The sequence below is a fragment of the Arthrobacter sp. AG367 genome, from assembly GCF_007828995.1.
In the GTDB taxonomy this organism is placed as follows: domain Bacteria; phylum Actinomycetota; class Actinomycetes; order Actinomycetales; family Micrococcaceae; genus Arthrobacter.
This window is the reverse complement of the sequence record NZ_VIVE01000001.1, coordinates 677,177-702,868: the sequence shown is the minus strand read 5'-3', so window position 1 is coordinate 702,868 and position 25,692 is coordinate 677,177. Positions and strand designations below refer to the sequence as shown.

Sequence of the window (25,692 nt, the reverse complement as noted above, 5' to 3'; positions counted from 1 at the left end):
CCTGCATCCCCGGTCCCGCCATCCCCGGGCCCGCCACCGCCGGGCCGCCCGGTGATGGTCCAACAGGTGGCGGCCCGGCATGCCGGCCCAGTCCCATGGCGCCGAAGACGATGAGGGGAATACCGATCACGAGGGCGATGAGGCCGCCCACCAGCAGGCCTGTGGCTGCCGGCCTGATGAGGTCTGAGCGGAAGCCGGCCTGTGCCTGGACATCAACACCGGAGGAGGCATCGGCATTCATCACCACCACTTCCCAGGTGCCCGGGGTGATGTTCCACGTCAGCTCCTGCTCGCCGGAGCCTGAAACGGACGCCGTCCAAAAGCGCTGGCCGGCCGGCGGCGATGCGGGGTTGCCGCCCGGAACGTCACGGTATTCGGCGCGGAAAGGCCGCTGCCGGATGTTCAGCAGCTCCGAGTGGTGCACACCTGACAGGTACTGTTCGACGTCGGCCTGCGGGCCGATGCCAATGAACACCGCTTTGTCGGGGGTCATTGATGCAATCCGCAGCCGCAGGGTACCGATGTCGAAAGGAAGCCTGCCCGGCACATCCTCGCCGATGGCCTCGGCCCGCGGAGAGGTGAGGGCAAAGGAACTGACGGAAAAACGGGATGTGCCGGAGGTCAGGTATCCGTCCCCCTGGATCGATCCCACCGCCGATGCCACGGCTCCTCCCGCCAGCGCGGCCAGTCCCGGAAGAGAGATCAGGATGCCGAGGACCAGCATGATGATGGCGGCGGGTTTTTTCATGGCGTGGAACCTTCCGCTGTAGGGGAGGATGTGGAGCGGGAAGAAGGACCAGCAGGCGCTGCGGCCTAAAGGGGGCTGTGAACGGTGTCAGTACGGGTAATGATCGTGGGGCACGGGAGGTGCCTGAGCACGCCGTGTGCGGTCGAACCGAGCAAAAGGCGCTTGAAGGCGCCCCGGCCGCGGCTGCCCACCACAAGCAGCCGTGCCCCGGCGGCGGCCTCGACAAGGGCGTCCACCGCGTTTTTTTCCCTGTCGAGCCGCTGGTGCACGGTCAGGTCCGGGTAGTCTTCCTTGAGCCCGGCGACGGTTTCGGAGAGCACGACGCGTTCTTCGTCCACGATGAGGTCCGCGAGCGCCCCCGGCGTCAGGCCGGCGTCGATGATGGGGTCGGGCGCATTGACGGCATAAACGACGGTGAGTTCGTCTCCCTCGCGGTCGGCCTCGGCCGCGGCGAAGGCGACGGCCCGCGTTGCCTCGGCAGACCCGTCAACGCCGACCACCACACCGGACCTGCCTTCGAGGTCCTGGGTCCCGACGACGGCGACAGGGACTTTGGCGGCGGTCGCCACCTGGAGTGCGCGGTCGGCGAGGGCCCCGCCAAGGTGCCCGCTGCCGGAGCCGATGACCATCATCGAGGTCTTCTTCGAATACTTGGCCAACTGGCCGCCCACGCTTCCGGTGAGCAGTTCCGTAGTCGGCGTGACCGTCACGGTTCCTTCGAGCCTGCCGGCGGCGGTCCTGAGCAGTTCCTCGCCGGCCTGCTGGAGGGTTCCAAACCAGGGATAGGGTTCAGCTACCCACCGGTCGTCGACGACGTGGAGGATCACCAGCGGCAGGTGCGTCCGGTGGGCGCGGCGGGCCGCCCACAGGACCGCGGCCTGGCTTTGCGCTGAGTCGTTGGTGCCCACAGCGATGGGTTTCTGGGATGTCATGGCCGCACTTCCTGGTCGTCTTGAACTGGTCTTCCTGCCTTTCAAGACTGGCCCCGCCGCCACCGGCACTCTAGGGCCAAAAGTCACGGAAGCGCTGTTCAGGCCGCCCTGTGGCCTTGGCGCGCGGCCGGGAACCGCCGTTTGTCCGCTTGGGACGGAAATGCGGTGGCTGTTCACAGGCATACCGTTCCTCAGTATGCTTACTATTATCCGCCCGGAGCCCATGAGAAAGGCATCATCATGACTGAACAGAACGTCCCCGACGATGAGTTGGAAGTTGTGCAGGAAGACGACGTTCTTCTCGACGAGACTCCCGGCGCGGCATCGTCACTGGAGCTCGATCCCGTCAACGGGGAACCTGACAGCTACCCCGGGGCTGCAGAGAACAATCCGGACCGCTGGCAGGAGGACCCGCTACTGCAGGACGAAGCAGTCTCGGGGGAGGAGCAGGACTTCCTGAGCGACCAGACGCTGCGGGACGAAAGCGCGGAGGCCCGGTACCGCTCCGGCGATGAGCAGGTGCCGCCGGACACACCCACGCTGGGTGAAGCAGCAGCCGACGTCGATTTCGGCGGGAATCCCACCGGCCTGGAAGCAGACGCAAGCGACGACGAGGAAAACTTTGGCGGCTCGCCCCTTAGTGAGTTTGAGCCGGACGACCTGGAACGCTAGCAATCCCGGGGCCGGCTGCGCCCGGACCCGGTCCGCAGGGAAGGAGACCCATGCACTCCAAGGAGTTGTTGCTCGAGGCGTTTGACCGCCTCCCCGGCCTGGTGGGGCAGGTACTGGACGGGCTGGATGAGGAGCAGCTGCAGCTGCGTCCTGCAGGCCAAGGCAATTCCATCGCCTGGCTGGTCTGGCACATGGGACGGGTGGAAGATGCGCAGGTTGCGTCCGCCTCGGGATTGGAGCAGGTCTGGAAGGCCGAAGGATTCGTAACCCGCTTCGGGCTCCCGCTGGCGGACAGTGATACGGGCTACGGCCACTCAAGCCAGCAGGTGGACGCAGTCTGCGCGCCCCGGGAACTCCTGCGGGAGTATTACCTGGCCGTTCACCGGCAGACTGCCAGGGTCCTGGAAGGTATCGGGGATTCCGACCTGGACCGTGTGGTCGACAGGCGCTGGAATCCGCCCGTCACCCTGGGCGTGCGGCTGGTCAGCATCCTGGGGGACTGCCTTCAGCACGGCGGCCAGGCCGCCTACGCCAAAGGGTTGCTTGCAGCGTCAGATTCCAACGGTGCGTGAACTCGTAGTGCTGGGCACTGCGTCCCAGGTTCCCACGCGGACCCGCAACCACAACGGCTACTTCCTGCGCTGGGACGGCGAAGGGCTGCTTTTCGATCCCGGCGAGGGTACCCAGCGCCAGATGATCCATGCGGGAGTGGCGGCGGGCGCCATCACCAGGATCTGCCTTACACACGTGCACGGGGACCATTGCTTCGGCCTTCCCGGGGTGCTCTCCCGGATGGTTTTGGACGGCGTGGCGCACCCGGTCCACCTGCATTATCCGGCGTCCGGTGACCAGGTGGTCAGGGCCCTGGTGGGTCTCAGCCCGCCCGGGCTTGACGTGAGGCTCCATCCACATGGCGGCGCCGGTCCCGTGGCGGACAGGCTTGAGGTCCGGCCCCTCAAGCACCGCATCGAGACATACGGCTACCTGCTCACCGAGCCAGATGGCCGCACGTTCCTGCCGGAGCGGCTGCGGGCGGCGGGCATCGAAGGGCCCGACGTGGGCCTGCTGCAGCGCGAAGGGGTCCTCGGAGCGGCCAGGCTGGAAGAGGTCAGTATTCCCAGGCCGGGCCAGCGCTTCGCTTTCATCATGGATACCGCACCGTGCCACGGTGCCGAAGAACTGGCAGCAGGCACGGACCTGCTGGTGGCCGAGTCCACGTTCAGTGACGACGACGTCGGCCTGGCCCGGCAATACCTGCACCTGACCGCCGGGCAGGCAGGGGAACTTGCGGCGTCCGGGAAGTCCCGGATGCTGGTGCTCACCCACTTCTCCGCACGCTATGGCGACGGCGTCCCGCACCTCGCGGAGCAGGCACGGGCGCAGGCTCCGGGAACCACGGTCATTGCCGCTGAGGACCTGCAGCACATTGCCGTTCCCCGCCGCCGGCAACCGGCACGGGAAGCAGCGGGCGGAACTACGGCGATAGGGTTAAGCCATGACGGCAGCAGCTGAATCCACGGTCACTTTTGACGGCCGTTTCGCCCGGGAACTGTCGGAACTCGCCGTTCCCTGGCAGGCCGAGGAAGCCCCCAGCCCCGAGCTCCTGGTCCTGAACGACAGGCTCGCACGCGACCTGGGCCTGGACCCAGGGTACCTTCGCAGTCCCGAAGGGGTGCGGCTCCTGGTGGGCAACCACGTTCCGGCGGGCGCCACCCCGGTGGCGCAGGCCTACGCGGGCCACCAGTTCGGCGGCTACTCTCCGCTGCTTGGCGACGGACGCGCCCTGCTGCTTGGTGAGGTCACGGACAAAGGCGGCCGCCTCCTGGACCTCCATCTCAAAGGCTCGGGGCGCACGCCGTTTGCCCGCGCCGGGGACGGACGTGCTGTCGTCGGGCCCATGCTCCGTGAGTACGTGGTCAGTGAAGCCATGCATGCCCTGCACATTCCCACCACCCGCTCACTCGCGGTCGTGGCAACTGGCCGGCAGGTCAGGCGTGACGGCATGCTGCCCGGTGCGGTCCTGGCGCGGGTTGCCGGCAGCCACCTGCGCGTCGGCAGCTTCCAGTACGCGCGGGCCACGGAAAACTTCGAGCTGCTGAAGCGGCTGGCGGATTTCGCCATCGGCAGGCACTACCCGCACGCTGCCGGCGCCCCAAACCCCTACCTGGAGTTGTTCGCCTCGGTGGTCTCCGCCCAGGCGGACCTGGTGGCCCGGTGGATGCTGGTGGGGTTCGTGCACGGGGTCATGAATACGGACAATATGACCATCTCAGGGGAAACCATCGACTACGGCCCGTGCGCGTTCATGGATGCGTTCAATCCCGCCGCTGTCTACAGTTCCATCGACGTCAGCGGACGCTACGCCTACGCCAACCAGCCGGTGCTGGCCGAATGGAACCTTGCACGGCTGGCGGAGGCAATGCTGCCGCTGATCGACGGGGACCAGGAAAAGGCGGTTGCCCCCGCGGTGGAGGTACTTGGCGGATTCCGCGGACAGTACAGCCAGGCGTGGTCCGGCGGCATGAAGGCCAAGCTGGGCCTGTCGGGGGATGCGGACAGCGACGCCGCCTCCGCCCTGGTGGACGGTGCCATTGCCATCCTGAAGGACGGGCCGGTGGACTACACCTTGTTCTTCCGGAACCTGGGCAAGGCCGCGCGGGGGGACCTCCGTCCCGTGCGCGGCATGGTCCTGGACCTTGAAGCGTTCGACGCCTGGGCGGAGCGGTGGCAGGCCCTGGGGCCCGACGCGGAACTGATGGACAGCGTGAACCCTGCCTATATTCCGCGGAACCACCTCGTGGAAGAGGCGCTGTCCGCCGCCACTGACGGAAACCTGGCTCCCCTGCAGCAGTTGCTCGAGGCCGTCGGCAGCCCCTTCGCCGAGCGGCCGGGCCTGGAACGCTACGCCGAAGGTGCCCCTGAGGATTTCGGCACCTACATGACCTTCTGCGGGACGTGACTGTTCAGCGGTACGGTGCGGAAATGACAGGAGGGCGGCAGCCGGGAATACCCGGCTGCCGCCCTCCTGTTTAAGAACAGCTTTGCTGTTTAATACCAGCCTGCTGCTGCCAAAGCGTTGCGAAGGCTAGGCTACGCGGACTGCGGAGTAGCCGCCGAGCCAGCTGATGGAGTGGACCTCGGTGCTGTAGCCGTTGACGCCGCCGCTCACAACCTGGCCGTTGCCGGCGTACACGCCCACGTGGCCGGAGGTGATGATCAGGTCGCCGGGGGCGGGAGCGCCGACAACGGTTCCGTACTGGAAGAACTGCGTGGGGGCCAGGTCGCCGACGGACTTGCCGACGGAGCGCAGGGCCTTCTCAACCATTGCGGTGCAGTCCTGGTTCACGCCGACCTGGCTGTAAGCGGATGCCAGGATGGCAGCGCCGGTCCCGGTGCCGGTGGACGCCGCCGGGGCGGCTGAGGCGTAGGACATGTTCATGCCGGTGTTTGCCGGTGCGGTTGCGGCTGCCGTCTGGACGGGAGCTGCTGCCGGCGCCGGGGCTGCGGTGTGGCCAGCGCCGGGGATCTGGATCTGGTCACCGGGGTAGATGATGGAGGACAGTCCCAGTCCGTTGGCGGCCAGGACGTCGTTGAGGCTGACGCCATGGGCGGCCGCGATGGCCCCGATGGTGTCGCCGGACACCACCGTGTGGACGGTTCCTGCTGCTGCGGCGGGTGCTGCTGCCGGGGCAGGTGCGGAGTATGCCTGGACGCTGGTGTTCTCAGTGGTGTCCGGGCCGGTGACACCTGCATGGGCCGGGGCTCCGACGCCAAAGGCAATACCGGACGCTGCAGCAACGGCAAGCGCCGGACGGCCCAGCGAACGGGCCTGGGACTTGGCGGTTACGGCGAGGCCCTCGAGCACAATGGAGCGGGCCGGAGTCGCGCGGTGACGGGCAGTGGTGGAAATTTTTGACACAGTTGATCGCCTCTCCCATGCCTGCGGGGTGAGCTGTCGGGTTCGGGCTGGAGATACCCGGCCGGTAGCTGGCTCCGCGGGCGGAGGCGCTAACGACTTAACCCCAAGGCCACATGTGGCCGTAGAAACTTGGTTCCCCCGTCCCTGCCAAACGGAAAGCGGTTGAATCCCATGATCAGCGGCAGGGCTCGGCATGCTGACGGGAATGTCCCGTCTGAGAGGGACACCAAACGACCATAACCCGCGCTGCCCCCGATTGTCACATTTGGATAACATACGAGGCTGCCCTCTCAATTGCGCAAACGTCTTGATGTACTTCGCATTTCGGGCGGTGACCTCGACCAATGCAGGCAGGGTCTTTATCGCTGCAAACGGTAACAATGTGGCCACGGACGCGCCCTCGGGGGCCGCGCCGGACGGTAAGCTTCGGGACTATGCCCCTGTTCGTGACCAGCCGAGGGATCCCGCTCCTCGGTGGCGTGCTGGCCATCGCCCTGGCCGCCGCCACCGTGCTGCCGGCCGCAGCGGAGGAGCCGCCGCCCGGCGGATATCCCTCCTGGTCGGATGTGCAGCAGGCGCAGTCGTCCGAAGCGGCAAAAGCTGCAGAAATTGCCACCATCGACGGGCTCTTGACCGGCCTGCAGGCGCAGTCGGAGGCAGCCGGGGACGCAGCCGTACGGTCGGCCGCCGAATACGCTGCCGCGGATGCAGAGCTCCAGTCAGCCACATCACGCCTGGAAACCCTGTCCGCACGGGCCGCCCGCGCAAACGACGAAGTGGCCCGGTACCGGAAGGACCTCGGCGCCCTGGCCGTGCAGTCGTACAAGACAGGCGGGACCAACGCCGGGTTCTTCGTGGCGCTGGACGCCCTGGGGACCAACAGCGTCCAGGGCCTCAACCTCGTCAAGCTCGTGGGGGACAAGACGGCCGCGTTGGTGGTCAAGGCGGCGGCGGCCGGAAAGGTATCCGCTGCCCTGGTGGAGCAGGAAAAGGTTGCCAGGAGCGAACGGGAGCGCCTGTCCGGGGAGGCAAAGGCAAAAGCCGGGGCAGCCAGTTCCGCCAGGGACGCACTGGCACAGCAGGTGGCCGAGGAGCAGCGGCACGGCGGCGAGCTAACGGCCCAGCTTGCCGCCCTGAAAGGGACGACGGCGGCGCTTGAGGGGGAGTACCGCCAAGGCCAGGCTGCGCTGGCTGCCTACGAGGCGGCCCAGGCGGCCAAGCGCGCCGCAGCGGAGGAGCAGGCCCGCCGCCAGGCCGAAGCGGCCGCCAGGGCCGCCGCGGCGGCCGCCCAGCAGCCCAGGCCGCCCGCACCAGCCGCCCCAGCCGCCGTGGGCGGCAATCCTGTCCCGGTGAATCCAGCCCCTGCCAATCCTGTCCCGGCCAACCCTCCGCCGGCCAACCCTCCGCCGGCCAACCCTGTCCCTTCCGTTCCGGAGGCGCCGCCAGCCGAGCCGGCCCTGCCCAGCCCGCCCGCCGTCGTCGTGCCTTCCATTCCCGGTGGAGCGGTCAACGATCCGGCAGGGGCGAAAAGCTACGCGTCCGGACGCCTTGCCGCTTTCGGCTGGGGCCAGGACCAGTTCCTGTGCCTGGCCCAGTTGTGGACCAAGGAATCCAACTGGCTGACCACCGCCACCAACGCGTGGTCCGGGGCCTACGGAATTGCCCAGGCACTGCCGCCCGGCAAGTATGCCAGCGCCGGGAGCGACTGGCTGACCAGCTACCGGACGCAGATCGAATGGGGCCTGGGCTACATCCGTGACCGCTACGGGTCGCCCTGCGGGGCATGGAACCATTCCGTATCCCTGAACTGGTACTGACTGACGCGCTAGGCTTTCCCCATGCCAGATTTCGAACGGTTCCGTGCACTGCTCGAAGAGGAGCGGACGCGGCGGATGGCGCTGCTGCCGGCGCTGCGGGCGGACATCGACGCTGCGAATTCGGCCCGCCAGGACTCCAACGTCGACGACGAACACGATCCGGAGGGCGCCACGATCGCCTTCGAGCTGTCACAGGCATCGGCGCTGCTGAAACAAAGCTCGGCGGGGCTGGACCAGATTGAAGCTGCCCTGGCCCGGCTGGCCGCGGGGACCTATGGCATCTGTGCGGTGTGCGGGGAACCCATCGCCGAGGGCAGGCTGGAAGCCCGGCCCTGGACCCCGTTCTGCATCCACCACGCCTCCGCGGGGCGCGCGCGGTGACCGGCACAGCGGACGTGGTGTCCGCTGCGGCGGAATTTGTTGACCGTACCCTCCAGAATGAGGGCGCCTGGTACCGCGCGGACGACGTCGCACACCGCCTGGGCGGTGTGCTGGCCTCGTATGGTTCCTCCGTGGGCGCCGTCCGTGGAACCGTGCGCGACGCCCTGCGCAAATTCAAGGACCTGGACCACGACGCAACCGTGATGCTGGCCTCTGCCCTCTGGGGACAGCCGGGGCCCGGCTCCCGCCCGGTTTTCGAGCGCCGCCTTGCCGCCGTGGTGCTGCTGCAGTCACGGGTGCGGCTCCTGCAGCATTCGGACCTGACCCGGCTGGAAGGCTTCCTCCGCTACGCCCACGCAGCGGATCTGACCGCGCCCCTGCTCTCCGATGTCCTGATGCCGCTGCTGGCAGGGCTGGGGGAGCGTGAACGGCAGCGGGCCCGCGGTGTGGTGGAACGGTGGAGCGGGGACCCGGACGCCCATCTTCAGGCGGCGGCCGCTGCCCTCATGAAGGAACTGACTTTCTAAAAGCGGACGAATGAAGGAGATCCACATGAATGAGCCGTTTGATCTTGGGCGATTTGTTGCCGCCCAAAACACCGGCGGAACCTATGACCAGGCGTTGGGGGAGCTGCAGGTCGGCCGGAAGTCCGGGCACTGGATGTGGTTCATCTTCCCGCAGATTGCCGGGCTGGGGCAGAGCGCCATGTCACGTAAATACGCCATCTCTTCACTGGCTGAAGCCCGGGCCTACCTGGACCACGAAGTCCTGGGCCCGCGGCTTCTCGAGTGTGCCACGGTCCTGGCCAACCATGCCGACCAGCCGGCCGAGGACATCTTCGGTGGCATCGACGCCAGGAAACTCCGCTCCTCCATGACACTGTTCCTCCGGGCAGCACCCGGAGAAACAGTGTTCAAGACTGTCCTGGCCCAGTTCTTCAACGGCGAGCCGGACCCTGCCACCGACGAGCTCCTGGCGGCGCAGGACGCAGCCGGCTGACCACACGGACCGGGGCAGCCGGAGCGCGGCTGGCTGCTAGGGCGTGGGGCTGCCGCCGTTGACGTTCAGCGTTTCGCCCACGACGTAGCTGGACTCCGGCGACGCCAGGAAGACGTAGGCGGGGGCCAGTTCGGCGGGCTGGCCGGCACGGCCCAGGGGCGTGGACTGGCCGAACTCCGGCAGCTGCTCCTTGGGCTGGCCGCTGCTGACCTGCAGGGGCGTCCAGATGGGGCCGGGGGCCACAGCGTTCACCCGGATGCCCTTGGGCGCAAGCTGCTGGGCCAGGCCCTTGGTGAAGTTGTTGATGCCCGCCTTGGTGGTGGCATAGTCCACCAGGGTGGGGGACGGGTTGTAGGCCTGGATGGACGTGGTGTTGATGATGGTCGAACCCGCAGGCATATGCGGCACGGCGGCCTTGGTCACCCAGAACATCGCGTAGACATTGGTCTTCAGGGTGTGGTCGAACTGCTCGTCGGAAATGTCCTGCAGGTCCTCTTGGGCCACCTGCTTCCCGGCATTGTTGACCAGGATATCCACCCCGCCCAGGACCGCCACCGCCGTTTCCACCAGGTCGCGGCATGCCGCCGAATCCTTGAGGTCAGCGGGCACCTTGACGGCCTTGCGGCCGGCCGCTTCAATGATTCCGGCGATGCGCGAGGCGTCCGCTTCTTCCTGCGGCAGGTAGGACAGCACGACGTCGGCGCCTTCCCTTGCAAAGGCGATCGCCGTCGCGGCCCCGATGCCGGAGTCCGCGCCGGTGACGATGGCCCGGCGGCCTTCCAGCCGGCCGGTGCCGCGGTAGGTCTCCTCGCCCAGGTCGGCCTTGGGTTCGAGTTCTGCATCCAGCCCCGGCTCGGGCTGGTGCTGCCTGGGCGGGGAGATTTTTTCGTAGGCCGTCACGGGATTGCGGAAGGTGTACTGGTCAGTCATGGTGGTCCTCCTGGTCGTGCGGACACGGGCTGGTTCGTCGCCCCGGGTACTGAAGCAGCCCGCGATTTGCACCGTTACAGGAAGGCAAAAAGCTAAGCATGCTTACGGTTCCTAGCCTAGGCAGAGAGGCCGCCTCATGCCAAGCGGCGCGGCGGGTCAGTCACGCTGGACCGTGACCAGCCGGACCTCGGCCAACTGACCGCCGTCGACCGTGGCCTCCATGAACGTGCACGCCGGCTGGCGGCGGCGGTCCGTGGGCGACCCGGGGTTCAGCAGCCGCAGGCCGTTCGGCGACACCGTGTCCCACGGGATGTGGCTGTGGCCGAACACCAGGACATCGGCGTCGGGAAAGAGCGCATCGCACCGCACTTCGCGGCCCTTGGCCGGCCCCGTCTCATGGACCACCGCAAAGCGGACTCCGTCCAGGTTGGCAGTTGCCGTTTCGGGCAGGCGCCGGCGCAATTCGGGCCCATCGTTATTGCCAAAAACACCCAGCAGCCGGTTGCTCCGGCGTTCGAATTCGTCCAGCAGGGCTGCCTCCACCCAGTCGCCCGCGTGGAATACGGCATCGGCATTTTCGACGGCGGACCACACCTGTTCCGGCAGGTCCCTGGCGCGTTTGGGTATGTGGGTATCGGCGAGCAGGATGAGGTTCAACGGCATACCGGAATCCTGCCATGGTGCCCTGTTCCCACGCGGCCACGAGTCGTAATCTGGGGGCTGGGAGGTGATTGCCATGGAGGCAGCCCAAGGCGACCGTATTGTCGTGCACGGCAGGACCGTGGGGTCCTCGGACCGGCATGGGGTGATTCTTGAAGTCCGTGGCGAGGGCGGCAGCCCACCATATGTGGTCCGCTTTGACGACGGGCATGAAACCGTCATGTATCCCGGCGGTGATTTCGCCGTCGACCACGGAAACAAGACCTGACGGGGCCGGCGGGATTCCGCCCGCCCCCTGACCCGCCCCACCGCCTGGCCCGCCGGTGCTTCACCTGCGGGTGCTTCACCTGTCAGACTGGAGCGATGGATCTCTTTCCGTCCGCCAGCACGTCCTCCACTCCGCCGCCGCGCACCGGCCCGCGCGACCCGGGCGACGCATGGGTGGAGGGGGAACGCGGCCGGTACTGGGGCAGGTTCGGCGCGGCCGGCGTCCTGGCCTACGACCCCGGCAAAGGTGTGCTGCTGCAGCACCGCGCCGTCTGGAGCCACAACGGTGGAACTTGGGGCCTGCCCGGCGGGGCACTGCACCAGGGCGAGGAACCGGTCGACGGTGCCCTCCGCGAAGCCTACGAGGAAGCTGCCGTCCCGCCGGAGAGCGTGGAAGTGCTGTTCACCTCCGTGCTGGACCACGGCTACTGGTCCTACACCACCGTGGTGGTGCTGGTGCGGGAATCCTTCGAGCCCGTCATCAGCGATCCCGAAAGCATCGCACTGCTCTGGATTCCCACAGCCGAGGTGGACGCACTGGAGCTGCACCCCGGATTCGCGGCGTCGTGGCCGGACCTGCTGGCGCGGCTGGACACCCAGGATCCCTGCTAAGCCTTTCCTGGACTGCCCACCCTGGAAGTTGGACTGACGGACCGGGCTGCCCTGCGGGCGTGTGTAGGTATCCCTGGCGCGAAATTAGGTACCCGTTACTGGTGCTGCCCGCATGTGCAGGCCGTTATGCTCCAAGCTACGGCGAAGTCGGGGCTGCTTGATCTCTGGGCAGGTAAACCGGACAACCACCGTATTAGCCCTGACGTGTCCCATTTTTGGGGCCATCTCCGGTTGGCTGAATCTACATCCCAGCCACGAAGCAAGGTTGGTGAGCCAGTTGTCCATTCCTCTCCTGTCACCGGGTGCCACGTCACAGCCAGGCTTACTGCCGGGCCGGACTCCTGCGGGGGTCCAGATCCCTGCCACTACACAGCGACATCAATATCCTGCATTCTTCGGCATGGTGGCGCATGCGGCGCGGGAGCGCGTTCTCCCGGTACCCGGGCAGCGTGAGGACCAAGATGCCGCGCTCCGCCGCCGGTAGTGCCTTCGCCCGGCTTCGGGGCAGCCGGCCCCAGGATCCCCGTCATGCCCTGGCGCCCCAGGCAGGAGACACCATGACCGCCGTGCTCGATGCCCCCGGACGCAACGGTGGGCGCCTGCGGCCCCGCGATGTGGTCTTCGCACTGGCAGGTGTCGTATCGCTGGTGCTCGCCGCAGGGGCGGCCTCCACCGTGGACCTGCCCGTCAACAGCGACCTCGGGCTCGTTGCCGTCCTGCCCTATCCGTACTGGATAGGGCTCGTGCTGATCAATCTCACCTTCATCGCGGCGCTGCGGGGGGACGCCCGGGGCCCGGCGGGCCGCGCAGTGATGGTGTGGCTCCTCGCAGTGCTGGTTGTGGAGCTGTTTGGGACCGCAGCGTTTGTGACCGACATACCGCGGGGCGAAGTAGCGTTCAGGCATTTGGGCATTGCCGACGCACTATCAAGCACGCAGGTCATAGATCCTGACATTGACGCGTACTTCAACTGGCCGGGTTTCTTTGCCCTCCTGGCCACGGTCATCAAGGCATCCGGCCTCCAACCGGTGAGCATAGCCCTGTGGGCTCCTGTGTTCGACGTTGGGCTGTGGCTCATGGCCCTGGCAGTGCTTGCCCGGACCTTGACCGCTGATCCGCGACGGCGTTGGCTGGTGCTCTGGCTTTTTTGCCTGGGAAACTGGCAGGATCAGGACTATCTGTCCCCGCAGGCCTTCGCTTTCTTCCTGTACCTCATCCTGATCGCCCTGCTCGTCGGACCATTGGCCGCGAACCCCGGCACTTTCCGTGGCTTCCGGCCCGCCGACCTGGCGGTTTGGTGGCGGGGCCGGTCCCCCTGGGAGCAAAGGCCGCAGCACCGGGTGAGCGCTTTCGTGGTGGCCCTCCTGCTTGTCGCTGTGATCTGTGCAAGCCATCAGCTGACGCCCTTCATGATGCTCATTGCCATGACCGCCCTCAGCCTCAGTGGGCGTCTCTGGTCCAGCCGGCTGCCGCTGATCACTGCTGTGGTGCTTGTACTCTGGCTGGTTTACCCGGCAAGTGCCTATCTCATTGGACACCCGCCCCTTGAGGACGCAGGATTCCAGGGTGCGGTTGCGGCTAATGTCGTTGACCGCGTCACCGGGACCCCGGGCCATTCCCTCGTCGTGAAAGTCCGAATGGTCCTGACCCTCGTGCTGTGGGTCCTCGCGGCGGCAGGGGCGGTACGGGACTGGCGTAGGAAGCGGCTTGACATCCGGGTGGTCCTGCTTGCAGTCACCCCGCTCCTGCTGTTCCCGATGCAGTCATACGGCGGGGAAATGCTCATCCGCGTCTCCCTGTTCGCGCTGCCCTTCGTCGCCCTGCAGGCGTCCTCGGCCCTGCTGCCAAGGGAGGGCGGCACGCGCCTTCCTTTCCTGGCCGTGTTGGCCCTCGTGCCCACCTTCCTGCTGCTGACCTTGTTGATCGAGACCAGCAGGTTCGGGAATACGAAGTTCGACATCTTCACCGACAGTGAGATGGCCGCCGTGGCCGAAGTGGAGCGGATCGCGCCTCACGGAGCGGCCATTATTTCCGCTGCCCACCCCACACCATGGCGCAGCGATGCCTACCTGGAACACCGGTACCGGACCATGGACGAGTTGTGCCGGCGGGACTTGTCAGCAGCGAGCTGCGGCCCAATCTTCTATAACTACGGCCGGCACAACCCTGCCGGCGCCTTCGTGCTGCTCATGCGGTCAACAGAGGCAAGCCTCGAGCTCCAGGGCCAGAGCACCGAACGCAACTCCAAGGAATTGGAAGACTGGCTAAAGGCCCAAGGAGGCGTGGAGCTCATATTCAGTAACGCCGACGCCCGAATCTACCGGTTGCCGTCGCCCTGATCCTTTAGTAGCCCTCGCCGTACTCGGCGGTCACCAGGATGGGCAGGTGATCGGAGTTTCCGCGCGGCAGGGTTTCCACGCTGGTGATGTCCAGGCCCAGGGACGTGGCAAAGTCGAAATGACCCTTGAACACCTTGTACCTGGTGTAGGTCCGCCTGTTGCTCAGCGAGAGGGCGTACCCCGAGTTCTTCATATGCATGTCCAGGTTCTTGGTGAAGAACGGATAGTTGAAGTCGCCCACCATCAGGGTCATCAACCCCTTGCCCATGCTCAGCAGTTCGGCGTGGGCTGCGTGGATCTGCTTCCTGCGCAGCGAGTTCGATGCGGTCAGCGGGGCTGCGTGGAACGAGCCGATCACCAGTTCATGCTGGGTTTCGTTGTCCATCACCCGTGTTCCGATGAGCCGCTCATGGGCCGGGGCCAGCACCCGGTCATGCATGGATTTCTTTAAGGCGAAGGATTGCGTGTCCAAAGCCGTGAACCGGGTGGTGCGGTAATAGATGGCCAGCCCCAGCCGGTTGCCCTTGGTGACGTCGGCCAGGTGCAGGGGACCAAGGGTCTCCGGAAGATCGCTGGAATCCACTTCCTGGAGGCACAGCGCATCGATGTCATGGTTCCGTGCCAGGGCAAGAAGCTCGCCGCTGGCCTTGTGCTTGCGGAGGTTATAGCTGATGACGCGCATGGAACCTCTTTTGGGTTGCTGACAGGACCAGTTCCTGAGTCTAGTCCGATTGGCACCCGCACCCTCCAACATTTCGTGGCCTTGCCGCAGCGTGCCTTCCACGGCAGGAGGATAGAGTTAGTGCCAATTCACTGAAATTCCGTAAGGGGCCAGCCTTGACTGCAGACCTGTCCGAACTCGCCGGGGGCAACTTCTACTACCAGGACCTTGGCGGCGGCCTGTTCCGGTCCACCATCCACGCCCAGGGCGCCTGGAACGCCCACGAACAGCACATGGCTCCCGCTTCCGGGTTGATGGCAGATGTCCTGGAACGGCATCAGCCGCGCGGGGACATGCGGATGGCCCGGATCAGCTACGAAATCCTTGGGCTGATTCCCGGCGGCGAGTTCCGCATTGACACCACCACCCTGCGGCCCGGCAGGACCATCGAACTGGTCCAGGCCGAGCTGGTGGCCGGGGGCCGGACCGCGATCCGTGCCACCGGCTGGCGCCTGCAGACCAGTGACACCGCAGGGGTGGCCGCCGTCGAGGACGCGGCGATACCGGGGCCCGATGAATGCAAACCCTATGACGGCTCCGCCGTGTGGCCCGGAGGCTACATCCGGTCCCTCGAAATGCGGGTGGCCGAAGGGCACCGGCCGGGCGCCGGGAAAGTATGGCTCCGCACCGATCATCCGCTGACCGACCGGGCGGACAGCGGTGACTTCCCGCGGCTCATGGGTCTGGTGGATACCGCCAACGGCATTGCCGCCCGGGTACCTCCGGGCAAGGACAGCTATGCGTTCCCCAACCTGGACCTGCAGATCCACATGTACCGCAGGCCCGAGGGGGAGTGGCTGGGGCTGGACAACGCGGTGTCGTTCGGCCGCGACGGGATCGGGCTGACCTCCACCGTGCTGCACGACCGGCAGGGCCCGTTCGGCCGCGCTGAACAAATCCTGACCCTGCGCAAATCCTGACCCTGCGCACGTCCTGACAGTACGCGGGCGGTGGCCGGCTGCTGGGTGTCCGCGGGCAGCATCCTTGCTCCTGGTATGGTGCGCGGCGTATATCGCTGAGTATCGTTGTATATCGTTCGCGATCGGCAAAGGAGTTCATCATGCGTGCTTCACACCCCACAGGGGGATTCGGCGGAAACAATCTGGACGGCATGTGGCAGGCCGTGGAGGAATTGCGCGCCCGTTTCGACAAACGGGTGGGAACCCGCGCCGGGAAGGGAGAGGTGCGGGCAGCGGTGCTGGCACTGCTCGCGGAACGGCCCATGCATGGGTACCAGATCATCCGGGAGATCGAGGAGCGCAGCGGCGGCAGCTGGAAACCGAGCGCGGGTTCTGTCTACCCCACGCTGCAGCTGCTGGCCGATGAAGGGTCCATCAGCGCCGAGGAATCCAACGGGCGGAAGATCTACTCGCTGACCGAAGCCGGCCGTGAGGAGGTGGCGGCCCAGCGGGGATCTGCGCCATGGGATCCGGCGGCCTCCATGGGCGGAGGCGGCATCGCTTCCCTTCCCAAGGCCGGGATTGAACTGGCCCAGGCTGCGGCGCAGGTAGGCCGAACCGGTTCAGCGGAACAGGTGCAGCAGGCAGTGGCGGTGCTGGACGAGGCCCGCCGCCGGCTCTACGCCATCCTCGCCCGGGACTGATCGGGTGTCGTCGATCCTCCATGCCAGGGACGACCCGCAGCGCCCGTTGAGGCAGCACCGCGGGCGCTACCGGCGGATCCTGCGCTTCGCCGCCTGGAACCTTGCAACCACGTGGTGGTTTGAGCTGTTCCTGCCGCGGATAGGGCTTGGTGGCGTCGCCGCCCGGACGCGCTCCCGGAGGATGCGGCAGTTTGCCCGGCGGTTCCATGATCTGGCCGTGGAACTCGGGGGCCTGATGATCAAGGTGGGCCAGTTCCTGTCCTCCCGGCTCGACGTCCTACCTCCGGAGATCACCAAAGAGCTCGAAGGGCTGCAGGACGAGGTGCCGCCGGTGGCCTTCCCGGGAATCGCCGCCCTGGCGGGACATGAACTGGGTGCACCGCCGGACCAGGTTTTCGCCTCCGTGGACGAGTCTCCGATTGCAGCCGCCTCGCTGGGACAGGCCCACCGGGCCCGCCTGAACCCGATGGATGCCGGGGACACTGGACTGGATGCCGTGGTCCTGAAAGTTCAGCGTCCGGGCATCGGCGCCATCGTCGACGTCGACCTTGCCGCGCTGCGGAAAGTGGCCGGCTGGCTCAGCCACGTCCGGCTCGTCTCCCGCCGCGCCGACATGCGGGCCCTGGTAGAGGAATTCGCCATGATCAGCCTGCAGGAGATTGATTACCTGCAGGAGGCAGTCAACGCCGAGCGCTTTGCGGCTGACTTTGCCGGTGATGACCGGGTGGCGGTACCGGAAGTTGTCTGGGAACGGACAACCCGCCGTGTACTCACCCTTGAGGATGTCACGGCCATCAAGATCACCGATGCCCGTGCGCTCCGTGCCGCGGGCATCGATCCCGCCACGGTGGCCCCGGTGTTTGCCGCCATCATGTTCGACCAGCTGTTCACCAACGGCTTCTTCCATGCGGACCCGCACCCTGGGAACATTTTCGTCACTCCCGTCCGTGCAGGCGCAGGCGAACGCCCCTGGAAACTGACGTTCATTGACTTCGGCATGATGGGCGAGGTTACCCCCTCCACGCGCAGCGGCCTGCGGAAGCTCCTGATCGCAGCAGCCGCCCGCGACGGCAAGGGACTCGTGGCGGCGATCAACGACGTCGGCGTCCTGATGCCGTCGGCGGACAGCGTGGGCCTGGAACGCGCCATGACCCAGCTCTTTGCCCGCTTCGGCGGCATGGGCTTTGCCGAGCTCCGCGAAGTCGACCCCCGGGAGTTCCGGGATTTCGCGGTGGAGTTCGGCGACGTGGTCCGCTCGCTGCCGTTCCAGCTGCCGGAGAATTTCCTGCTGATCATTCGAGCCATGTCCCTGACCTCCGGTGTGTGCAGCGCGCTGGATGAACGTTTCAACCTCTGGGACTCGGTGGAACCCTACGCGGCGCAGCTGCTGCGCGACGAGCGCGGCAACGTGGTGCAGGACGTGGCCCGGCAGGCGCTCGATGCCGCCGGTATTGCCTTGCGCCTGCCCGGCAGGCTGGACGCGCTGGCCGGCCGGCTTGAGGAGGGGTCGCTGGAGGTGGCTGTTCCGCGGCTGGAGCGGCAGGCGGCGCGGCTGGAACGGGCGGGACGGCGCGCGGCCTCCGCCGTGGTTTTCGCTGCCCTGCTGGTGGCCGGCGCCATCGTCCGCGCCGACGACCTGGCGGCCGGGAACGCGCTGATGGCTGCGTCGTCCCTTCCGCTGCTGCACGCACTGTGGGCCGGGCGCCGGGTTCGTTAAGGCGGTTGCCGCCGTCGGGCGTAACCTAGGGATGGCCTGCCCGCACCCGACCCAGGAGTTTCGCAACAATGCACCACACCGGTACTGGACTCCGCACGCTTACCGTGGTGCGGCAGGACGTGTCCCTCGGCGCGGGCCGTGACCTTGAATTCGGCCTGGAGCTGCTGGCCAGGGCAAGGAGCGGCGGCATCGGCCCCACCCTGCGGCTGTACCGGCCGGCTCCCACTGTGGCGTTCGGGCAGCGGGACACCCGCCTGCCCGGCTTTGACGCCGCCGCCCGTGCCTGCCGGGACAACGGCTTCGAACCCCTGGTCCGGCGGGCGGGGGGACGCGCGGCCGCCTACCACCGTGGCACCCTTGTGGTGGACCATATCGAACCGGACGCGGACGCCGTCGCCGGTTCCAAAACCAGGTTCGGTTACTTCGGTGAGCTCTTTGCGCAGGCGCTGCGGGGCGTTGGGGTGCAGGCGGCGGTGGGGGAAATCCCAGGCGAGTACTGTCCCGGTGAATTCAGCGTGCATGGAACGGATCCAGCGGACAACTCCCGGCGGGTGAAACTGGTGGGTACCGCGCAGCGTGTGGTCTCGGGTGGCTGGCTCTTCAGCTCCGTCATCGTGGTGGAGGATTCCGCCCCGATCCGCAAGGTCCTCACCGACAGCTATGCCGCGCTCGGCCTGAACTGGGACCCGGCAACCGCCGGTGCCGCCAACGACCTGGTGCCCGGCCTTGACGTGGCAGCCGTTGAGCGGTCCCTGCTGAAAACATATGCGAGCCATGCCACCCTGGAAACTGCTTCCTTCAGCAGCCTGGGGGCATGACCCGCACTAAAGTTGCGGCGATGCCGCGTCTTGGGCCGGTCAGGCAGCCAGCCGGCTCTTGACCTCGGCAGCAGACGGGTTGGTGGCTGCGGAGCCGTCCGGGAAAAGCACTGTGGGAACCGTACGGTTGCCCCCGTTCAGCTGCTCCACGAGTTCGGCAGTGCCGTCCACCTCTTCGATGTTGACTTCCGTGTAGCCGATGCCCTGCGCGTCCAGCTGCTTCTTGAGCCGGTTGCAGTAGCCGCACCAGGTGGTGGAGAACATGGTGATGGTGCCGGATTCGGGAGTGAAGTCCACAGGGATCTCCTATACGTCGCTTGAAAGGTTTCCTTACCGTCAACCGTAGCGTGGCTGCCGGTATTCCCCGGTGCCTGACGCCTGAAACGGCGCCGGATGACAGTTTGTGGCGGCCGGTGGCAAGCTGGTGCCATGTGTGGACGCTACGTAATGGCACGCGCCGTGGGGGACCTGCTGGCTGAGTTCGATGCCGAGCTGGAGAGCGAGGTGAGCATCCCGCCGTCGTGGAACGTGGCACCCACCGATGCCGTCCCCATCGTGCTGGAGCGCCTGGTGGATGACAGTGCCGCGCCCCGGCAGGTGCGCCAGCTGCACGTGGCACGCTGGGGCATGGTCCCGTCCTGGGCCAAGGACCCCGGAATCGGTTCCCGCATGATCAACGCCCGGAGCGAATCGGTGCTGGAGAAGCCGGCGTTCCGGAAGGCAGTCCAGTCCCGCCGCTGCGCGGTCCCGGCCGATGGCTACTACGAATGGAAGCAGGGACCTGGGAAGTCGAAGCAGCCCTACTACGTGCACCCGGGCACGGACCACGGGCTGGTCTTCGCCGGCCTCTACGAGTGGTGGAAGGACCCCTCCGTTCCCGAAGGGGATCCGGGCCGCTGGCTGCTCTCAACGTCCATCCTCACGGCAGACACGCCTCCGCCGGGGTCTGAATCCACCATCTTCGGGAAGCTGACGGAGCTGCACGACCGCGTCCCCCTGCCCATGGACAGGGACACCATGGAGGCATGGCTGGATCCGCAGGCGGATGACGCCGCCGGACTCGTGGACCTGGTGCGGTCCGGCGTCAAGAATGCCGCGGCCGACTGGCGGGTGGAGTCGGTGGGCAAGGAAGTGGGCAATGTCCGCAACAACGGCCCCGAACTGATCCGCCCGGTCGAAGCCCTGTTCTAGCTGCCCTGTTCCAGCGCCCTGTTCTAGCGGCCTGTTTTCCCAGCCCTGTTTTTCAGCCCAGCTCCAGCAGCCGCACCTCATGGTGAGGCCGGGGATCAGACGGTGACCCTGCCGGCGTCGTCCACTGCCCAGGTGGGGTTGTACGCCACTTCCCAGCGGAACCCGTCGGGGTCGGCAAAATAGCCCGTGTAGCCGCCCCACGGCTGGGTGACCGGCTCGGCAATGATGTCAGCGCCGGCCTCCGCGGCCTCTTCCATGACCCTGTCCACGTCCCCGGGACCGGCGACGTTGTGGCTGAGGGTGATGCAGGGGATGCCGGCGGGAGGGCTGGTGCCCGCTTCGGCCTGCATTTGGCGGACGTCCCACAGGGACAGCACCAGGCCGTGGTTCACCTGGATGAACAGCACTTCCCCGGCAACCTCACGGTGGACCGGCCAGCCAAGGCCATCAACGTAGAAGTCGCGGGATGCCTGAACATTGCGGACTCCGAGGGAGATAAAGTCGACTCTTGGCTCCATGCTTCGATACTGTCAGATGATGGCGACAATTCAAGGAAACGATAGGGATGCCCGGGCCGACAAGGAACAGCTCGCTGCCGTTCGGGTTGCCGTTGATGAGGTGGATGAACAGATTGTCACCCTCATTGCCCGCCGCGAACGGCTGATCAGGATCGCCGGGACCCTCAAGGGTGATGACGCAGAGGTGCGTGCCCCGGGCCGGGTGGAGCGGATCATCGAGCACGTCCGGTCCGCCGCAGAGAAAAAGGACATCGATCCGGACATCGTCGAAGCAACCTACCGGGCGATGATCTCCGCGTTTATTGAACTTGAACTGCGGATCCACAAAGAAAACAGCTGACCTGTTCCGGGGGCTGGCGGAGGAGCCCTAAAGGGCTTCCTCCACCGGCACCCCGTGCTGGAACTCCCGGCCGTCCGCCTCACTGAAGGCTGACAGGACATGGCCCTGCCCCAGCCCGGTCAAGGCCGTCGCGGGAAAGCTCCCGGTAATGCTGTTGTCCGAGTGGGACACTCCCGACAGGTCGTAGTCTTCCTCGATTCCCTGGTCCCGGTTGAACGAGTAGCAGGCGATTGCCTCCCCGTTCATGAACTCAATGCACAGCCGTCGTTGCATGGAATAATCCGGCGAGGCTCCCATCAGGCCCACCACATAGGCCCCGGAGTCCGGAATGGTGCCGTCGATGTCGAACCGTGCAACCAGGGTGGAGTCCTGGGTCTTGATGCTTGCCTGCTTCAGGAGTGCGTCATCGGTACTCATGCCATCATCCTGCTCCCTGCCGCACGCTCCGTCCACCCCCGCCTATGTTTTGCTGCCTCCCCGGCGTAGACTGGATTCGTTCGAATACATATTCGAATAAGGGTCAAAATCTGCAGCTGCAGGGAGGCGCACGTGGGCATGTTCAGCGAGTCCGTTGACGTGGTGTGCTCCGCTTCCGGGCAGCCGGAATCCCTGACGTGGGCAGGAACGTCATACATCGTCTGTGCCGAACCTGTCCGCTGGTATGAACGCCGGCAATGGTGGGCAGAGGATACCCGGGCTCCGCTGGGAAGCGGACCGGGCGTGGTGGACCACGAAATCTGGCGGGTCCAGGTACTGCCTGCCAAAGTGGCGTCCCGCCCGATGGGGCCAGGAGAACCTGCCGTTGCCGAACCCCTCACCCTTGACCTGACCCGCCATATCCGCAGTGGCCGTTGGCGGCTGCTGCGGATCCATGACGGCCTTCGCCCCAAAACCGCATGAATCCCCACCTCCCATCACCATGAGCTTTACCCACCTCCACGTTTCCACGGCATTTAGTGCCCACTACGGTGTCTCCTGGCCTGAAGAGCTGGCAATGGCGGCCGCAGCCGACGGCGCAACGGCCCTTGCCTGCACCGACCGGGACGGGCTGTACGGCACCATCAAGCACCTCAAGGCCTGCATGGCGGCGGGCATCGACCCCATAGTGGGGGTGGACCTTGCAGTATTTGACGACGACGGCGATCACCGCACACAGGTATCCGGCAGGGTGGTGGTGCTGGCCCGCGGCCACAACAACGGTGCCGGGTACCGTGCGCTGTGCCGGCTGGTTTCCGATGCCCACGCCAGGACCTCGGGGAAAGCCGGGGGAGCGGTGCCCGCCGCGGTCACCCGTGCCGAACTCGCCTCCCGCACCCTTGACCCCCAGACCCTCAAGCCGGTGCTGACCGTCCTGATTGGACCGGATTCCGACGTCGGACGGGCCATGGGTGGCCGGCGCTACCTGCGTCCACGGACCCTGTTCAAGCAATGGCTGGATGCCATGCCCGCTGGAACGGTCGTGGCGGAAATTGTCTCCCAGCTCAGCGCTCCGGGGACTCCCTTCAGCACCGCACATGCAGTCCGCATGCTCAGGCTCGCAGAGGAACACCACGTACCCGCCATCCTCACCAACGCCGTCAGGTACTGTGCCGCAGACGGCGCACCAACCGCCGACGTCCTGGATTCTGCCCGGACCCTGAAGTCCCTTCCGGAACTTGCAGGTGAACCGCTCCTGCAGCCCACCGGGCAGGGCTGGCTGAAAACCTCCGAACAAATGCTGGGACTGGGAAAGGAAATCATTTCCGCTGCCGGTTACGGTGCAGCAGACCTCAAACAGCTGATGGCGCAAACAGAGGCGCTCGCCGACCTCTGCCGGATCGACCCCAGCACCGATATGGGGTGGAAGCAGCCAGTGGTTCCGGAAGCATCGGTTATTGGGATCAGCCAGGATCCGCACGCCGAACTGATCCAGCGCTGCCATGCGGGAATCGGCAGGCGTTTCCCGGGGATCTCAGGAAAACCCGAACAGGAGATGCTGTCCCGGCTGGAGCATGAGCTTGGCATCATCCGGAACCTGGGTTTCTCCGCCTATTTCCTGACGGTGGCGGAGGTATCCCGCATGATCCAGGACATGGGGGTCCGGGCGGCCGCCAGGGGCTCAGGAGCCTCAAGCCTGGTCAACTACCTGATCGAGGTCAGCCATGTGAATCCCCTCCAGCATGACCTGATCTTTGAACGTTTCCTTTCCAACGACCGGGCCACCCTCCCTGACATTGACATCGATGTGGAAAGCGCGGAACGCCACAACGTGTACCACAGGATTTTTGACCGGTTCGGCCCGGAGCGCGTCACCCTGATGAGCATGCAGAACGGGTACCGGGCCCGGGGGGCGGTTCGCGACGCCGGGCTGGCGCTGGGCATGGACGACGGCGAGGTGGGGGAGATCGCCAAGCAGTTGTGGCGCTTCTCCGCCCGGAAGTTCCGTGAAGCACTGCAGGAAAAGCCCGAACTCCGGGAGTTCGCTGGCCGGGTGGAGCAGCGCGACACGGACGGGAACCAGCAGCTTGACCTCCTGGTGGACCTGACCGAACGCCTGGACCGGCTGCCCCGCCACATCTCCATGCACCCGTGCGGAGTGATCCTGGGCGATGCCACACTCCTGGACCGCACCCCGGTCCAGCCAAGCGGCCTGGGGCTGCCCATGAGCCAGTTCGACAAGCACGACATGGACCCCATGGGCATGCTCAAACTCGATGTCCTGGGGGTGCGCATGCAAAGCGCCATGGCCTTCGCAGTCCGGGAGATCATCCGCATCCACCCCAGCAAGAAGGACGTGGTGGAGGCAGGAAGGCACCCGGCAGGACCTGACGGAACAGGCCCTGACTACATCGCCGGGGACGGCCGGATCGACCTCAACGCCGTTCCCCTCGACGACGAACCGACATACCAGCTGATCAGGAGCACGCACACCCTTGGCTGCTTCCAGATTGAATCCCCGGGGCAGCGGGAGCTGATTGGAAAGATGGCACCCCGGGAGTTCAACGACCTCATCATCGATATTTCACTGTTCCGTCCCGGCCCCATGAAATCCGACATGGTGCGGCCCTTCCTGGAACACCGGCACGGGTTCGCCCCTGAGGTCTACCCCCACCCGGACCTTAAACCGGTGCTGCAGGAAACCCATGGGGTCACGGTGTTCCACGAACAGATCCTGAAAACCCTCGACATCATGACCGGCTGCGGGCTTGCCAAAGCCGACGAGTTCCGCAGGGCGCTGAGCAGCGACGACGGTGAAGCCAGGGTGGAGGAATACTTCCGGCGCAATGCAAAAACCAGGGGATACACCCCCGAAGTAGTGGACAAGGTATGGGGGACATTGAAGTCGTTCGCCAGTTTCGGCTTCTGCAAAGCCCACGGTGCTGCCTTCGCCGTCCCCACCTACCAGTCCGCCTGGCTTAAGACACACCACCCGGAAGCCTTCCTTGCCGGCTTATGGGAGCACGACCCCGGGATGTATCCCAAACGGCTGCTGGTGGCCGAAGCCCGCAGGCTCGGGATACCCATCCTTCCGCTGGACATCAACCGGAGCAAAGCTGAATACCGGGTGGAGCGGATCGAGTCCGGCCAGGACGCCGGCAGGCTGGGGATCCGGCTCAGCCTGAACGGGATCTACGGGCTGTCCGCAGCCGAATTGAAGCGGATAGTGGCAGGCCAGCCATATGACTCACTGGCAGACCTCCGCGCGCGCTCGCGGCTCAGCAAGCCAAGCATCAGGCGGCTCGCCCAGCTGGGAGCCTTTGATGCCCTGCACCGGGAAGCCGGGGGAACAGCCAACCGGGCCGACCTGGTGCAGCACCTGCAGCAGCTCCAGTCGGCCACTGGCGCGCGCAAAGGCGCCGACATCCTGGAGGGACAGCTGTCCCTACCCTTGGGCGATATTGAACTGCGCAACATCAAGCCCGGGCTTCCAGCCCCCACGCTGGTGGAAAACGTCCGGGCGGAACTGGACCTCATGGCCGTCGATGTCAGCACCCATCTGATGGAAAGCCACCGTCCCCTGCTGGAAAAGCTGGGTGTCACCACAGCCGATAAACTCCTCAGCCTGCGCAACGGGACCGAAGTGCTGGTGGCCGGGGTGCGGGTGGCAACCCAGACCCCTCCCATGCGCGGCGGACGAAGGGTGGTGTTCATCAGCATCGACGACGGCACCGGCTGCGTTGATTCGGTCTTCTTCCACGAAGCCCAGGAAAGTGCAGGGCCACTCCTGTTCGGCACCCGCCTGCTGCTGATCCGCGGCACCACCCGAAGGACCGGCCCCCGGGGGATCAGCCTGAGCGCAAGCATGGCCTGGGACCTCAGCCGCACCGAGACGCTGCCCTTCCCGGAGTCCTCGCCTGCGGCTGCCCAGGACGGCCCGCATCCCCTGGACGGCATCAGCAGGACGCTGGCGATTACCGGCTTTAACGGGTGAGCGTGCTGTGCGCCGCGTTGGTGGGCTCAACCGGAACCGATAGCATTGACGGTGGCTGGCTGTGGTCCCCGTATGCCACAAGCTATGAAGCCTCAAC

Annotated in this window: 27 protein-coding genes, 1 pseudogene and 1 riboswitch; of the genes and pseudogenes, 19 read left to right on the top strand and 9 right to left on the bottom strand. The window is 66.3% G+C overall.

Annotated elements, in window-relative coordinates:
• Positions 1-748 (bottom strand): annotated as a pseudogene (locus FB478_RS03190) (DUF4389 domain-containing protein); the annotation flags it as partial.
• Between the two features lie 65 nt (positions 749-813).
• A complete protein-coding gene (locus FB478_RS03185) occupies positions 814-1,680 on the bottom strand; it encodes a universal stress protein (RefSeq protein ID WP_144599785.1) in 867 nt (288 codons plus the stop codon).
• 240 nt (positions 1,681-1,920) lie between these two features.
• On the opposite strand from FB478_RS03185, the gene FB478_RS03180 reads away from it, so the two are divergent.
• From FB478_RS03180 to FB478_RS03165, 4 genes are read left to right on the top strand one after another with little or no spacing between them, the layout of a single operon-like run.
• Entirely contained in the window at positions 1,921-2,352 is a 432-nt protein-coding gene (locus FB478_RS03180; RefSeq protein ID WP_018769375.1) for a hypothetical protein, read from the top strand.
• Between the two features lie 50 nt (positions 2,353-2,402).
• Positions 2,403-2,924 (top strand): mycothiol transferase, encoded by a 522-nt coding sequence (locus FB478_RS03175; protein ID WP_144599784.1) that lies wholly within the window; start codon positions 2,403-2,405, stop codon positions 2,922-2,924.
• Entirely contained in the window at positions 2,917-3,864 is a 948-nt protein-coding gene (locus tag FB478_RS03170; protein WP_134164686.1) for a ribonuclease Z, read from the top strand. Before FB478_RS03175 ends, FB478_RS03170 begins: the two co-directional genes overlap by 8 nt.
• Positions 3,848-5,311 carry a YdiU family protein gene (locus FB478_RS03165; RefSeq protein ID WP_144599783.1) on the top strand — a complete coding sequence of 488 codons (1,464 nt, stop codon included), beginning with the start codon at positions 3,848-3,850 and terminating at the stop codon, positions 5,309-5,311. The genes FB478_RS03170 and FB478_RS03165 overlap by 17 nt, the downstream gene beginning before the upstream one ends.
• A 126-nt stretch (positions 5,312-5,437) precedes the next feature.
• On the opposite strand, the gene FB478_RS03160 is transcribed toward FB478_RS03165, so the two are convergent.
• Positions 5,438-6,271: a LysM domain-containing protein gene (locus FB478_RS03160; RefSeq protein ID WP_134164688.1), complete on the bottom strand. Its 834-nt coding sequence runs from the start codon at positions 6,269-6,271 to the stop codon at positions 5,438-5,440.
• A gap of 3 nt (positions 6,272-6,274) precedes the next feature.
• Positions 6,275-6,445, bottom strand: a riboswitch (cyclic di-AMP (ydaO/yuaA leader).
• Positions 6,446-6,705: 260 nt separating this feature from the next.
• Between FB478_RS03160 and FB478_RS03155 the strand changes: the two genes are divergently transcribed.
• From FB478_RS03155 to FB478_RS03140, 4 genes are read left to right on the top strand one after another with little or no spacing between them, the layout of a single operon-like run.
• On the top strand, positions 6,706-8,088 hold the full coding sequence (locus FB478_RS03155; RefSeq protein ID WP_144599782.1) for a lytic transglycosylase domain-containing protein: 1,383 nt from the start codon (positions 6,706-6,708) through the stop codon (positions 8,086-8,088).
• Between the two features lie 21 nt (positions 8,089-8,109).
• Positions 8,110-8,469, top strand: coding sequence for a TraR/DksA C4-type zinc finger protein (locus FB478_RS03150; protein ID WP_018769369.1), 360 nt, complete (start codon positions 8,110-8,112; stop codon positions 8,467-8,469).
• Positions 8,466-8,996 (top strand): DNA alkylation repair protein, encoded by a 531-nt coding sequence (locus FB478_RS03145; RefSeq protein ID WP_144599781.1) that lies wholly within the window; start codon positions 8,466-8,468, stop codon positions 8,994-8,996. The genes FB478_RS03150 and FB478_RS03145 overlap by 4 nt, the downstream gene beginning before the upstream one ends.
• Positions 8,997-9,021: 25 nt before the next feature.
• The gene (locus FB478_RS03140) at positions 9,022-9,468 is read left to right on the top strand and encodes a DUF1810 domain-containing protein (protein WP_043424958.1); all 447 of its coding nucleotides are present in this window, start codon (positions 9,022-9,024) and stop codon (positions 9,466-9,468) included.
• A 36-nt stretch (positions 9,469-9,504) separates the two neighbouring features.
• On the opposite strand, the gene FB478_RS03135 is transcribed toward FB478_RS03140, so the two are convergent.
• Both FB478_RS03135 and FB478_RS03130 read right to left on the bottom strand, forming a co-directional pair.
• Positions 9,505-10,398: a glucose 1-dehydrogenase gene (locus FB478_RS03135; protein ID WP_056390519.1), complete on the bottom strand. Its 894-nt coding sequence runs from the start codon at positions 10,396-10,398 to the stop codon at positions 9,505-9,507.
• A gap of 156 nt (positions 10,399-10,554) precedes the next feature.
• Positions 10,555-11,061: a metallophosphoesterase gene (locus FB478_RS03130; protein WP_018769365.1), complete on the bottom strand. Its 507-nt coding sequence runs from the start codon at positions 11,059-11,061 to the stop codon at positions 10,555-10,557.
• Between the two features lie 73 nt (positions 11,062-11,134).
• On the opposite strand from FB478_RS03130, the gene FB478_RS03125 reads away from it, so the two are divergent.
• The 3 genes from FB478_RS03125 (at position 11,135) to FB478_RS03115 (ending at position 14,276) form a co-directional block, all read left to right on the top strand.
• Positions 11,135-11,326: a DUF1918 domain-containing protein gene (locus FB478_RS03125; RefSeq protein ID WP_026265782.1), complete on the top strand. Its 192-nt coding sequence runs from the start codon at positions 11,135-11,137 to the stop codon at positions 11,324-11,326.
• Between the two features lie 95 nt (positions 11,327-11,421).
• Positions 11,422-11,937, top strand: a complete 516-nt coding sequence (locus FB478_RS03120) for an NUDIX domain-containing protein (protein WP_144599780.1) — start codon at positions 11,422-11,424, stop codon at positions 11,935-11,937.
• Between the two features lie 557 nt (positions 11,938-12,494).
• Positions 12,495-14,276, top strand: coding sequence for a glycosyltransferase (locus tag FB478_RS03115; RefSeq protein ID WP_144599779.1), 1,782 nt, complete (start codon positions 12,495-12,497; stop codon positions 14,274-14,276).
• 4 nt (positions 14,277-14,280) lie between these two features.
• Here FB478_RS03115 and FB478_RS03110 read toward each other — a convergent pair whose 3' ends face one another.
• Positions 14,281-14,958: an endonuclease/exonuclease/phosphatase family protein gene (locus tag FB478_RS03110; RefSeq protein ID WP_018769361.1), complete on the bottom strand. Its 678-nt coding sequence runs from the start codon at positions 14,956-14,958 to the stop codon at positions 14,281-14,283.
• Between the two features lie 155 nt (positions 14,959-15,113).
• Here FB478_RS03110 and FB478_RS03105 point away from each other — a divergent pair, with 155 nt between their 5' ends.
• The 4 genes from FB478_RS03105 (at position 15,114) to FB478_RS03090 (ending at position 19,135) form a co-directional block, all read left to right on the top strand.
• Entirely contained in the window at positions 15,114-15,917 is an 804-nt protein-coding gene (locus FB478_RS03105) for a thioesterase family protein (protein ID WP_018769360.1), read from the top strand.
• A 140-nt stretch (positions 15,918-16,057) separates the two neighbouring features.
• Positions 16,058-16,600 carry a PadR family transcriptional regulator gene (locus FB478_RS03100; RefSeq protein ID WP_018769359.1) on the top strand — a complete coding sequence of 181 codons (543 nt, stop codon included), beginning with the start codon at positions 16,058-16,060 and terminating at the stop codon, positions 16,598-16,600.
• A 4-nt stretch (positions 16,601-16,604) separates the two neighbouring features.
• Entirely contained in the window at positions 16,605-18,317 is a 1,713-nt protein-coding gene (locus tag FB478_RS03095; RefSeq protein WP_186447718.1) for an AarF/ABC1/UbiB kinase family protein, read from the top strand.
• Positions 18,318-18,385: 68 nt separating this feature from the next.
• Positions 18,386-19,135: a lipoyl protein ligase domain-containing protein gene (locus FB478_RS03090; RefSeq protein WP_144599778.1), complete on the top strand. Its 750-nt coding sequence runs from the start codon at positions 18,386-18,388 to the stop codon at positions 19,133-19,135.
• 39 nt (positions 19,136-19,174) lie between these two features.
• Here FB478_RS03090 and FB478_RS03085 read toward each other — a convergent pair whose 3' ends face one another.
• Positions 19,175-19,432: a mycoredoxin gene (locus tag FB478_RS03085; RefSeq protein WP_018769356.1), complete on the bottom strand. Its 258-nt coding sequence runs from the start codon at positions 19,430-19,432 to the stop codon at positions 19,175-19,177.
• 132 nt (positions 19,433-19,564) lie between these two features.
• On the opposite strand from FB478_RS03085, the gene FB478_RS03080 reads away from it, so the two are divergent.
• Positions 19,565-20,326: an SOS response-associated peptidase gene (locus FB478_RS03080; protein WP_082581718.1), complete on the top strand. Its 762-nt coding sequence runs from the start codon at positions 19,565-19,567 to the stop codon at positions 20,324-20,326.
• 95 nt (positions 20,327-20,421) lie between these two features.
• Here the strand turns inward: FB478_RS03080 and FB478_RS03075 are convergent, their stop codons facing one another.
• Entirely contained in the window at positions 20,422-20,844 is a 423-nt protein-coding gene (locus tag FB478_RS03075; RefSeq protein WP_018769354.1) for a VOC family protein, read from the bottom strand.
• Between the two features lie 16 nt (positions 20,845-20,860).
• Here FB478_RS03075 and FB478_RS03070 point away from each other — a divergent pair, with 16 nt between their 5' ends.
• A complete protein-coding gene (locus FB478_RS03070; RefSeq protein WP_043424939.1) occupies positions 20,861-21,184 on the top strand; it encodes a chorismate mutase in 324 nt (107 codons plus the stop codon).
• Positions 21,185-21,211: 27 nt separating this feature from the next.
• On the opposite strand, the gene FB478_RS03065 is transcribed toward FB478_RS03070, so the two are convergent.
• Positions 21,212-21,601, bottom strand: a complete 390-nt coding sequence (locus FB478_RS03065) for a hypothetical protein (protein WP_018769352.1) — start codon at positions 21,599-21,601, stop codon at positions 21,212-21,214.
• Positions 21,602-21,733: 132 nt separating this feature from the next.
• On the opposite strand from FB478_RS03065, the gene FB478_RS03060 reads away from it, so the two are divergent.
• Both FB478_RS03060 and FB478_RS03055 read left to right on the top strand, forming a co-directional pair.
• Positions 21,734-22,084 (top strand): DUF6504 family protein, encoded by a 351-nt coding sequence (locus FB478_RS03060; protein ID WP_018769351.1) that lies wholly within the window; start codon positions 21,734-21,736, stop codon positions 22,082-22,084.
• A 19-nt stretch (positions 22,085-22,103) separates the two neighbouring features.
• The gene (locus tag FB478_RS03055) at positions 22,104-25,595 is read left to right on the top strand and encodes a DNA polymerase III subunit alpha (RefSeq protein WP_144599777.1); all 3,492 of its coding nucleotides are present in this window, start codon (positions 22,104-22,106) and stop codon (positions 25,593-25,595) included.
• Positions 25,596-25,692 lie beyond the last annotated feature (97 nt).